This window comes from Oceanicola granulosus HTCC2516 (assembly GCF_000153305.1).
GTDB classification, from domain to species: Bacteria; Pseudomonadota; Alphaproteobacteria; order Rhodobacterales; family Rhodobacteraceae; genus Oceanicola; species Oceanicola granulosus.
Genome location: NZ_CH724108.1, coordinates 267,296 through 278,339, shown reverse-complemented (window position 1 = coordinate 278,339; position 11,044 = coordinate 267,296). Strand labels below are relative to the sequence as shown.

The 11,044-nt window shown below is 70.2% G+C and carries 9 protein-coding genes and 1 pseudogene; 2 read left to right on the top strand and 8 right to left on the bottom strand.

Annotation, left to right across the window (positions count from 1 at the left end; all coding sequences use genetic code 11):
• Positions 1–362, bottom strand: a pseudogene (locus tag OG2516_RS13715) (OmpA family protein); the annotation flags it as partial.
• A 56-nt stretch (positions 363–418) separates the two neighbouring features.
• On the opposite strand from OG2516_RS13715, the gene OG2516_RS13710 reads away from it, so the two are divergent.
• Complete coding sequence (locus OG2516_RS13710) at positions 419–730, top strand: hypothetical protein (RefSeq protein WP_007256301.1); 312 nt, start codon at positions 419–421, stop codon at positions 728–730.
• A 4-nt stretch (positions 731–734) separates the two neighbouring features.
• On the opposite strand, the gene OG2516_RS13705 is transcribed toward OG2516_RS13710, so the two are convergent.
• The 7 genes from OG2516_RS13705 to OG2516_RS13675 form a co-directional block, all read right to left on the bottom strand.
• Positions 735–1,307 (bottom strand): thymidine kinase, encoded by a 573-nt coding sequence (locus OG2516_RS13705; protein WP_007256300.1) that lies wholly within the window; start codon positions 1,305–1,307, stop codon positions 735–737.
• 36 nt (positions 1,308–1,343) lie between these two features.
• Positions 1,344–1,943, bottom strand: coding sequence for a nicotinate-nucleotide adenylyltransferase (locus OG2516_RS13700; protein WP_007256299.1), 600 nt, complete (start codon positions 1,941–1,943; stop codon positions 1,344–1,346).
• Between the two features lie 63 nt (positions 1,944–2,006).
• The gene (locus OG2516_RS13695; RefSeq protein ID WP_007256298.1) at positions 2,007–2,825 is read right to left on the bottom strand and encodes a TolB family protein; all 819 of its coding nucleotides are present in this window, start codon (positions 2,823–2,825) and stop codon (positions 2,007–2,009) included.
• A complete protein-coding gene (locus tag OG2516_RS13690; protein ID WP_007256297.1) occupies positions 2,822–4,414 on the bottom strand; it encodes a glycoside hydrolase family 43 protein in 1,593 nt (530 codons plus the stop codon). Before OG2516_RS13690 ends, OG2516_RS13695 begins: the two co-directional genes overlap by 4 nt.
• Positions 4,414–5,448 carry an L-glyceraldehyde 3-phosphate reductase gene (gene mgrA / locus OG2516_RS13685; RefSeq protein ID WP_007256296.1) on the bottom strand — a complete coding sequence of 345 codons (1,035 nt, stop codon included), beginning with the start codon at positions 5,446–5,448 and terminating at the stop codon, positions 4,414–4,416. The genes OG2516_RS13690 and mgrA overlap by 1 nt, the downstream gene beginning before the upstream one ends.
• A gap of 234 nt (positions 5,449–5,682) precedes the next feature.
• Complete coding sequence (locus tag OG2516_RS13680; RefSeq protein ID WP_156799384.1) at positions 5,683–8,016, bottom strand: methyl-accepting chemotaxis protein; 2,334 nt, start codon at positions 8,014–8,016, stop codon at positions 5,683–5,685.
• Positions 8,017–8,084: 68 nt separating this feature from the next.
• Positions 8,085–9,215, bottom strand: coding sequence for an AI-2E family transporter (locus OG2516_RS13675; protein WP_007256294.1), 1,131 nt, complete (start codon positions 9,213–9,215; stop codon positions 8,085–8,087).
• Between the two features lie 162 nt (positions 9,216–9,377).
• Here OG2516_RS13675 and ettA point away from each other — a divergent pair, with 162 nt between their 5' ends.
• Complete coding sequence (gene ettA, locus OG2516_RS13670; RefSeq protein WP_007256293.1) at positions 9,378–11,033, top strand: energy-dependent translational throttle protein EttA; 1,656 nt, start codon at positions 9,378–9,380, stop codon at positions 11,031–11,033.
• The last annotated feature ends 11 nt before the right edge of the window (positions 11,034–11,044 follow it).

Sequence of the window (11,044 nt, the reverse complement as noted above, 5' to 3'; positions counted from 1 at the left end):
TCCTCGGTGAGGTTCGTCGCGATCGGCGCGTCCTCGCCGCGGCCGACGGTGTTGATCCGGCCGGCGGAGACGCCGCTCGAGATCAGCGTCGAGGTGACCGCCTGGGCGCGGCGGCGCGACAGGTTCTGGTTGTACGACGCCTCGCCGGTGTTGTCGGTGTGACCGATCACGGTGATCGTGGTGGAGGGGTAGTTGTTCAGGCTGCGGGCCAGCGCGTTGAGATCGGACTGCAGCGAGCCGCTCAGGGTGGCGCTGTCGGTGTCGAACAGGATGTCCTGCGGCAGGGTCACGACCAGCGAGTCGCCGGTGTTGTCGATCCGCACGTTGTTGCCCAGCGAGCGGCGCAGCTCGGCGCCCCACCGCTAACAACCTCGCTTCCGTGCTACACTCGGGCCGCGCCACCACCGGAGCCCGTGCCATGCACCGCCTCGCCGCCCCCGCCGCGCTCGTCCTGCTCGCCGCCTGCGAGCCGATGCCGCCCACGCCGCAGCCGCCGGGCCTGTTCCCGCCGACCGACCTGCCGTTCTTCGGCAACGGCTACCGGATCGACGGCGACTATTGCCGCCGCCTCGGCGAGGACGCCTACACCAACCAGTTCCTCGACGACGCCGCCGACCTCGTCGGCTGCCCGGAGGGCGCCGAAAACCTCGGTGTCTTCGTCCTCGACACCGGCGCGCAGGAGGTCGCGCGCCGCGACGGGTATGTCCTGTACTCGGTGCCGCTGCGCTGAGGGCCTATTCCATCGCCGCGCGCCAATGCCGGCGGCACAGCGAGACGTAGGTCTCGTTGCCGCCGATCTGCACCTGCTCGCCGCCGCGCAGCGCGGTGCCCTCGGGGCCGCGGCGGATCACCATCGTCGCCTTGCGGCCGCAATGGCAGATCGTGCGCACCTCGCGCATCTCGTCGGCGAGCGCCAGCAGCGCCGACGAGCCGGGGAACAGCTTGCCCTGGAAGTCGACGCGCAGGCCGTAGCACATGATCGGCACGCCAAGATCGTCCACCGCCCGCGCGAGCTGCCAGACCTGCTCTTCCGACAGGAACTGCGACTCGTCGACGAAGATGCAGGCGCAGGGCTGCTGCAGCCGCGTCTCGATCCGCGCGAAGAGGTCATCGCCGGGCGAGAAGGTGTCGGCCGCCGCGCCGATGCCGATCCGGCTGGCGATGCGGCCCTCGCCGGCGCGCCGGTCGAGCCGGGCGGTGAGCAGGTAGGTCTCCATGCCGCGCTCGGCGTAGTTGTGCGCCGCCTGCAGCAGCACCGTCGACTTGCCGGCGTTCATCGTCGAGTAGTGGAAGTAGAGCTTCGCCATGGCGCCGGGCTAGCCAAAGCCCCGGCGCAGCGCAAGTCAGGGCGTCCAGTGCCCGGCGGCGCGGAGCGCCGTGGAGGAGAGGTCGCTCATCGGCAGGTTGACGAAGCACCAGGCCGGCGCGTCGGCTCCGCCCAGCAGGCGCGACGCGCGCGCCGGCAGCCGGGCGTGGCGGTAGATCCGCGCCGCGCGCGACATCCGCGCCGAGATCCGCTCGCCGGGGCGCGCCAGCACCCCGACCGGCACGGCGGCAAGGATCGCCTCCCAATCCTGCCAGAGGTGGAACTGCGCGAGGTTGTCCGCCCCCATCAGCCAGGTGAAGCGCACGCCCGGGTAGTGCGCCCGCAGCGCCGGGATGGTCTCGGCGGTGTAGCGGGTCCCGAGCTGCGCCTCAAGGCCGCTCACCGTCACCGCCGGGTGGCGCATCACCGCCCGCGCCGCCGCGAGACGGCGTTCTAGCGGCGCGGGGCCGGCGGGCTTGAGCGGGTTGCCCGGCGTGACCAGCCACCAGACCCGGTCGAGCCCGAAGCGCACCAGCGCCGCGCGTGTGATCTGCACGTGCCCCGCGTGCGGCGGGTCGAACGAGCCGCCGAGCAGGCCGATCCTCTGGCCGGCGCGGGCCGGGGGAAAGTCGGGCATGGGTCTCGCTCTCTCGCTCCTGTCCGCTTCCGGCATGGGCCGGTGCGGCGGGCGTGTAAAGCCTCAGTCGGCGTAGCGCACGAAGGCGAAGCGTCTCCCGTCGGGCGCCCAGGAGGGCACGTTGATCGTCCCCTGCCCGCCATGCAGCCGCACCAGCTCGCGGCCCGCGCCGCCGTCCTGCGGCATCAGCCACAGCGCCACGTCGAGGCCGCCGGGATGCCCCTGTGTCCCCGGCGGGTAGGCGAGCCAGACCACGTGCGCGCCGTCGGGCGAGGGATGCGGGAACCAGTCGACGCTGTCGCCGTCTGTCATCCTTTGCAGGTCGCGGCCGTCGGGACGGACGCGCCAGAGGTCGACGCTCCCGTCGCGCTCGCCGTTGAACCAGACCCAGGCGCCGTCGGCGGAGAAATCCGGCCCGTCGCAATGGTCGAACCCGGTGGCGAGGCACAGCTCCTCGCCCCCCTCCAGCGGCGCGATGTAGGGCGCCACCGGGCCGCCGTCGCGGGCGGCGGCGTAGACGATGGCGCCACCGTCGGGCGACCAGCCGTGCCACCAGGAGGGCTGGCGCGGGGTGACCTCGACCGGCGTGCCGCCGGAGACGGGGAGCGTGTAGACGCTGCTCTTGCCGTGCTGGCTGTGGTCGGAGATCGCCAGCCGGGTGCCGTCGGGCGACAGGCCGTGGTCGTTGTTGCACCGCGTGGCGAAGCCGGTGTCGATCGCCTCGAGCGACGGGGCGTCGAGGTCGACGCGAAACAGCCGGCCGTCGCCGTTGACGATCAGGTAGCCGTCGGGGTGCCAGTTCGGCGCCTCGACATGGCCGTCATGGGCGAGGACGACCGTGACGCTGCTGTCGAGGCCCGCGATGCAGATCTCGCTCTTCATGTCGGGTCGTACCCGAAGCGGGTGAAGCGCGCCTCCCGGCCGCGGCCCGACGTGTCCATCGCCACCATGCCTACGAAGGCGCCGGTGAAGGAGGCGTGCTCGCCCCGCCCGCCCTCGTCGGAGATCACCGAGGCGTCGAGCTCGGGGCCGAAGGGGGCCCAGTCGCCGTCGCCCTGGCGGTAGTGGAATTGCTGGCGGTGGCGGTCGACGGTGACCTTGAGCGCCACCGGCCCCTCGGCGAGGGGCACCGGATCGGCGGGCTGGGTCAGGCGGTATTCGGGCCAGTCGCCGGGGCAGGACAGCATGGTCAGCGCGCGGCCGAGGCCGGGCTCGTGGCTCACCAGCGCGGCGTGGAACTTGCCGCGGTTGTAGTAGGTGGTGAGGCCGGCGGCCTGCTGGTAGGTCTCGGGGGCGAAGTCGAGCTCGGTCTCGGCGGCGTAGGTGAAGTGCTCCTGGCGGCGCGCGACCAGCGCCTGCTCGAAGAAGCTGCCGAGGCTCTCGCGGCCCGTCAGCACCAGGGCGCCGTCTTCGAGCCGGAAGATCCGGTCCGTCTCGGGCGTGCGCGGCCACTGGAAGTCGAGCGACAGCGGGCCGGTGAAGTCGTAGTCGACCGCCGCGTCGGGCACCGGGGTGGCGTCGGTCGGGGCCGGCACCTGTTCGCGGGCGACGAGGCCGCCGTGTTCGAGCCAGAGCCAGTCGTCCTTCCACACCACCTTCTCGAGCCCGGCCTCGCGGCCGAGCGGGCAGAACCGTCCGCCGTCGGGGCCGGGGATCGGCCGGCCCATCAGGAACGAGTGGTAGTGCTCGCCCCAGTGGGTCTCGACATACTGGCCGTGGCCGGTGCGCTGGATCGGGCCATCGCTGTCCTCGGCGCACATCAGGTGCTTTTGCGGGTGGTCCTCGTAGGGGCCCCAGATGTCGCGCGAGCGGGCCATGGTGACGGCGTGCTTGTACCCGGTGCCGCCCTCGGCGGTGGTGAGGTAGTAGTAGCCGTTGCGCTTGAACAGGTGCGGCGCCTCGGTGAGGCCGCGGTCGGTGCCGGGATAGATGTTTTTGACCGGGCCGGTGAGGCCGGTCTCGGGCGACCATTCCTGCAGCAGGATGCCGTCGAAGCTGGCATGGGCGGGGTTGCCGCCGGTGCCGGGGCCGCGGTGGTTCCATTGCTGGTTGACGAACCACTTGCGGCCGTCGTCGTCGTGGAACAGCGACGGGTCGAAGCCCGAGGAGTTGACGTACCAGGGGTCGGACCAGCGGCCGTCGACGGCCTCGCAGGTGGTGATGTAGTTGTGGGCGTCCTTGAAGGCGCCGTCGAGGCGCTTGACGTCGGTGTAGACCAGCCAGAACTTATCGCCGTCGTGGCTCAGGCAGGGCGCCCAGATGCCGCAGCTGTCGGGGTTGCCGCGCATGTCGAGCAGGCCGGCGCGGTCGAGCGGCATGGACACCAGGGTCCAGTTCACCAGGTCGCGGGAATGGTGAATCCGCACGCCGGGGTACCATTCGAAGGTGGAGACGGCGAGGTAGTAATCCTCGCCGACCCGGCAGAAGGACGGGTCGGCGTTGAAGCCCTTGAGGACGGGATTGACGATCATCACGTGTCCAGTTCGGCCGACTTGGCCCAGAGGTTGATCTTCTCCTCGTCGGCATACTCGTCGATCTGCGCCAGCTCCTCGGCGCTGAAGTCGAGGTTGCTCACCGCGCCGGCGCAATCGACGACCTGGCTCGGCTTGCTCGCGCCGATGAGGGCCGAGGTGATGCCGCCGTCGCGCAGGACCCAGGCGAGCGCCATCTGCGCAAGGGTCTGGCCGCGCGCCCCGGCGATCTCGTCGAGCTTGCGGATGTTCTCGATGGCGCGCTCCGACAGCATGTTCCTGTCGAGCGACTTGTCCTGGGCGGCGCGGCTGCTGTCGGGGATGCCGCCGAGGTACTTCTTCGTCAGCATGCCCTGGGCCAGCGGGGTGAAGGCGATGGAGCCGATGCCGAGCTCGGTCAGCGTGTCCTTCAGCCCGTCGCGCTCGACCCAGCGGTTGAGCATGTTGTAGCTCGGCTGGTGGATGAGGCAGGGGGTGCCGAGGTCCTTCAGGATCGCCGCGGCCTCGCGGGTACGCTCGGAATTGTAGCTCGAGATGCCGGCATAAAGGGCGCGGCCGGAGCGGACGATATAGTCGAGCGCGCCCATCGTCTCCTCGAGCGGCGTGTCGGGGTCGAAGCGGTGCGAATAGAAGATGTCGACGTAGTCGAGGCCCATCCGTTTCAGGCTCTGGTCGCAGGAGGCGACAAGGTACTTGCGGCTGCCCCATTCGCCGTAGGGGCCGTCCCACATCTCGTAGCCGGCTTTCGACGAGATGATGAGCTCGTCGCGGTAGGGCTTGAGGTCCTCGGCGAGGATCGAGCCGAAGGCGTGTTCGGCCGAGCCCGGGGGCGGGCCGTAATTGTTGGCCAGGTCGAAATGGGTGATGCCGTGGTCGAAGGCGGTGAGGACGATGTCGCGCTTGGTTTGGTGCGGGAAGTCGTGGCCGAAGTTGTGCCACAGGCCGAGGCTGATGGCGGGCAGCTTCAGGCCGCTGTTGCCGCAGCGGCGGTAGACCATCTTCTCGTAGCGGTCGGCGGCGGGGCGATAGGTCATGGACGTCCTCCTCAAGTGGCGCGCGGGGTGGCGCCGATCCTCGATCCGGCGAGCGTAATCGATTACGGCGGTTTAGAGCGGGGCGTCGGAGGAAAGTCAAACGGCAACTTCTGGGGCGGAGACTGCGGCGCACTGGATCGGGAACCGCGGGCAGCCTTGCATCTGGCGGCCGGGCCTGCCTGCCAGCCGTGCAAGTGGGCTGCCCGACGAGCGCACTGTCAGGTCCGGAATGGCTCAGAAATCCTGCCAGACGTTGGGTGCCGCGCTGGCGTTCGCGGCGCGGGGGGCCGGCGGGGCGGCGCGGCGGTCGTTGCCGGAGCGGCGCTCGACGTCGCTGGCGCGGCGTTCGGCGCGGCCGTCGCGGAACGGGGGAGCCTGCGGCAGGCGGAAGTGGGTCATGCGCTGGCGCAGGGCCGCGGCCTCCTGCTGGAGCGACTGCCCGGCCGCCGTGACTTCCTCGACCATCGCGGCGTTCTGCTGGGTGACGTTGTCGAGGGCGCCCATGCCGGCGTTGATCTCGCCGAGGCCCATGGACTGCTCCTGCGCACCCTCGGAGATCTCGCTCACCAGCCCCGCGATCTTGGTGACCCGGCCGACGATCTGCTCGAGCGCGGTGCCGGCGTTGCCCACGAGGACGACGCCGTTCTCGACCTGCGCGGTGCTCTGCCCGATCAGCTGGCGGATCTCCTGGGCGCTGGTGGAGGAACGCTGTGCCAGGGCGCGCACCTCGGTGGCGACGACGGCGAAGCCCTTGCCGACGTCGCCCGCCCGGGCGGCCTCGACGCCGGCGTTGAGCGCGAGCAGGTTGGTCTGGAAGGCGATGTCTTCGATGACGCCGACGATGCGGGTGATCTGCTTGGACGAGCTCTCGATCTCGGACATGGCGACGACGGCGTCGGAGACGACGGCGCCGCTCTCCTCGGCGTGGGTGCGGGCGGCGCCGACGGTGCGGTCGACGGCGACGGCATTCTCGGCCGCGCCGCTGACGGACCGGGTCAGCTCGTCGATGGCGGCGGCGGTCTCCTCCAGCGTCGCCGCCTGGGTCTCGGTGCGGTGCGACAGGTCTTCGGCGGCGCGGGCGATCTCGTCGACGGAGCCGCCGATGCGCTCGGCGTTGAGGGCGACGGAGCGGATGGTGGCGGCGAGGGTCTCGACGCTGGTGTTGAAGTCGGCGCGCAGCGGCTCGTAGGCCTCTGCGAACGGTTCCTCGATGCGGTGGGCGAGATTGCCGGTGCTGAGCTCCTGCAGGGCCTTGGTGAGGCGGACCATGACCTCTGCCTGCGTCGCCGCCTCCTCCTGTCGGGCGCGGGCGGCGGCGTCGCCGGCGGCGAGGCGGTCGCGCAGGGCGACGAGCTGGCGGGCGATATCGCCGATCTCGTCGCGGCGGTCCTGATCGGGGATCGGGCTGGCGTGGTCATTCGCGGCGATGCTGTCGATCGCGTCGCCGAGGCCGGCGAGCCGGCCGGTGAGGCCGCGGAACTGGAACAGCATGAAGATGGCGAGCAGCAGCAGCACCAGGCCGATCTCGGGCGCGGCGCGCACGAGCAGCGCCCGCTGCTCGGCAGTCGCCTCCGCCAGCGTCTGCTCGGCGATGAGCCCCCTCGGCTGCCCCAACAGCGAGACCGGAACGACCTGCGACCGGACCGGCGCGCCGCCGATGCCGGTGACGTCGTCGAAGCCGCGCGGCTCGGAGAGGCTCGCGCTCACCTGCGGCAGGTTTGGCAGGGGCGCGAGCATATCGAGGCCTTTGGTGGGCGCGCGGGCCCGCCTGTCGGGGCCGACGAGGTAGAGCGCGCCGGTCGTCCCCAGCATATCGGTCGTGAGCATCTCGCCAATGCCGTCTGCCGTCACGCGAAGGACGAACGCACCCGACAGCTCCCCCGTCAGCGCGTGTACCGGCGCGGCGTAGAAGCCGGAGATCTCGCCGGAGACCGGATCGGGCGCGAAATCCTGCCAGACCGGCTCGGCGACGTCGGGCGCGAGGGCGGCTGCCACGGCGGATCCGAGTGGGGTCTCGGCGAGCTCACCGGCCAGCACGTTGCGCGCGAAGGCCTCGTCCTTCTCGACGGAGTACATGACCACCCCTTCGGGAGAGACGATGTAGATGTCGCCGAATTCGTACTCCTGCGCGATGGCCCGGAAGCTCTCGTGCAGGCGCGCGTGGAGCTGCGCGTAGTTGCTGCCGCCCCCCGGATCCAGGAGGTCGGCACGGACGGGCTCAGGGTTGTCCTCGACGAAGGCCCGGCGCAGGGCCTCGGCGCTGGGTGTCCCCTCGAAGGGCCAGACGGCCCCGAGGCGCACCGCCGCCGACTTGACCAGGTGGCCCGCGCTGAGGACCTCGATCTCCTCCTCCAGGTGATATTCCCACTCGGCGAGCTGCTCGCCCGCCTGCCGCAGCACCAGCGCGAACATCTGCGCCTGCTTGCGCTCGATGAGGTCGGTGGCGCGCTGCAAATTGAGCACCGACAGGCCGACGATGACGATCGCGCCCGCGAGGCAGAAGAGCACCGGGAGCTTGATGGCCAGGCGCAGGTTGCGCCCCGGCAAGGCGAGGTTCGAGCGAATCATGTGGCGGCCCATTGCAGCGCGAGTCGCCGCCAGCATGGCCGCAAAGGCTTAAGACCCCGTCAACGCGCTCAGGCCGCCTTGCCCGTCCCGTTGGCGGTGGTCCGGTCGATGTCGTTGTCGAGGAACCGGCCGAACAGGTGCAGGCCCTCGATCCGGTCGCACAGCACCTTGACGATCACCAGCACCGGCACCGCGAGGAACGCGCCGGGGATGCCCCAGAGCCAGACCCAAAGCATCACCGTCAGGAACACCGACACGGTGTTGATCGCCAGGTGGCGCCCGAGCAGCGTCGGCGTGACGACGTTGCCCTCGAGCGCGGTGAGGGCGAGGTAGGCGATCGGGCAGAGCAGCGCCTGGCCCATCGTGTCGAAGGTGACGATGGCCATGATCGCGACCCCCGCGGTGCCGACCATCGCGCCGATGAAGGGCAGGAAATTCAGCAGGAAGGCGGCGATGCCCCAGAAGTGCGCGTTGGGCAGGCCGATCAGCCAGAGCGCGACCCCGATGCAGACGCCGAGCCCCGCGTTGATGACGGTGATCGCTGCCAGGTAGCGCGAGATCTGGCGCTCCACGTCGCGCACGATCATCATCGCGCGCTTCTTGTCCGACAGGCGCTGGGCGTTCTCGATGATGCGGCGCTGGAACATGTCGCCGGTCGCGAGGAAGAACATCGCCAGCACCAGCGCCACCGCGAGCGACGTGCCCGCGCTCGCCATCGAGCCGACGAGGTCGCCGATCAGCGCCCCCTGTTCGACCACCACCTGCTGCGGCTCGCCCTCCTCGTCGCCCCCCGAGGCCAGCTGCTCGACCTGCTCAGAGGCCTTCTGCACCTCGTCGACCGACTGCAGCAATCCGCGCATCTTCACCTCGAGCTCGTTGCCGATCTCGGGTGCCCGCTCGACCAGCCGCCCCACCGGGCCGCTCGCCGCGTAGATCGCCCCGGTCGCCCCGGCGCCCAGCGCGACCACGAGGAAGACGGCGCTCACCACGGTCGGGACCCCGATGCGCGAGAGGCCGCGCGCGACGGGGCGCAGCGTCAGGGCGATGAGCAGGCCGAGGACGATGGGCAGGAGGAGTGCGCGGGCGAAGAACACGGCGCTGAACAGCGCCAGGATGAACAGCCCCGTCACCAGCCGCCGGATCCGGCGCAGCTCGCGCAGTCTGTCGTCCGGATCTTCGGGTGCGGGTATGTCAGCCATGTCGCCAGCCAACCCACCTGCCCCGCGCCGGTTCCCGCCGATCGGCCGGACACGGCAGATTCCCCGCCGTCCCTCCGTTGCCCCGCGCGGCAGCCGGATTGCACCCGCGACGGGCAGAGGATACATCGCGGGCCGACCCCGGGATCAGAGGAGCAACGCGACATGGCCAGCTACCAGTACGTCTACCACATGGATGGCGTCTCCAAGACCTATCCCGGCGGCAAGAAGACCTTCGAGAACATCCGCCTGTCCTTCCTCCCGGGGGTGAAGATCGGCGTCGTCGGCGTCAACGGCGCGGGCAAGTCGACGCTGCTCAAGATCATGGCCGGGATCGACAAGGACTTCACCGGCGAGGCCTGGGCCGCCGAGGGCGCGCGGGTGGGCTATCTCGCGCAGGAGCCGGAGCTCGACGAGAACCTCGACGTGCGCGGCAACGTCATGGAGGGGGTCAAGGCCAAGCAGGCGATCCTCGAGCGCTACAACGAGCTGGCGATGAACTATTCCGACGAGACCGCCGACGAGATGGCGCGGCTCCAGGACGAGATCGACAGCCAGAACCTCTGGGACCTCGACGCGCAGGTCGACGTGGCGATGGAGGCCCTGCGCTGCCCGCCCGACGACGCCGACGTCTCCACCCTCTCGGGCGGCGAGCGCCGCCGGGTGGCGCTCTGCAAGCTGCTGCTCGACGCGCCCGACATGCTGCTGCTCGACGAGCCGACCAACCACCTCGACGCCGAGACCATCGCCTGGCTGCAGAACCACCTGATCGAGTACAAGGGCACGATCCTGATCGTCACCCACGACCGCTACTTCCTCGATTCGATCACCGGCTGGATCCTCGAGCTCGACCGCGGCCGGGGCATTCCCTACGAGGGCAACTACTCCAGCTGGCTCGAGCAGAAGGCCAAGCGGCTCGAGCAGGAGGCGCGCGAGGACAAGTCCAAGCAGAACACGCTGCAGCGCGAGCTGGAGTGGATGCGGCAGGGGCAGAAGGCGCGGCAGGCCAAGTCGAAGGCGCGGATCGCGGCCTACGAGGAGCTGGCCAGCCAGTCCGAACGCGAGAAGGTCGGCAAGGCGCAGATCATCATCCCCAACGGCCCCCGCCTCGGCGGCAAGGTGATCGAGGTCGAGAACCTGCAGAAGGCGATGGGCGACAAGCTCCTGATCGAGGATCTCAGCTTCTCGCTGCCGCCCGGCGGCATCGTCGGCGTGATCGGCTCCAACGGCGCGGGCAAGTCGACCCTGTTCCGGATGCTCACCAGGCAGCTCGAGCCCGACAGCGGCACGATCGAGTTCGGCGACACGGTGCAGCTCTCCTACGTCGACCAGTCCCGCGATGCGCTGAACCCCGACGCGACGGTCTGGGAGGAGATCTCGGGCGGCGGCGAGATCATCCAGCTCGGCGACGCGCAGATGAACTCCCGCGCCTATTGCGGCGCGTTCAACTTCAAGGGCGGCGACCAGCAGAAGAAGGTCGGCCTGCTCTCGGGCGGCGAGCGCAACCGGGTCCACATGGCCAAGCTCCTCAAGGAGGGCGGCAACGTGCTGCTGCTCGACGAGCCGACCAACGACCTCGACGTCGAAACCCTGCGCGCGCTCGAGGACGCCCTCGTCGACTTCGCCGGCTGCGCCGTGGTCATCAGCCACGACCGCTTCTTCCTCGACCGCATCTGCACCCACATCCTCGCCTTCGAGGGCGAGGCCCACGTGGAGTGGTTCCAGGGCAACTTCGAGGATTACGAAGAAGACAAGAAGCGCCGCCTCGGCGAGGACGCGCTCGAGCCTAAGCGGGTGAAGTTCAAGAAGTTCACGCGCTAGGGACAAACGCC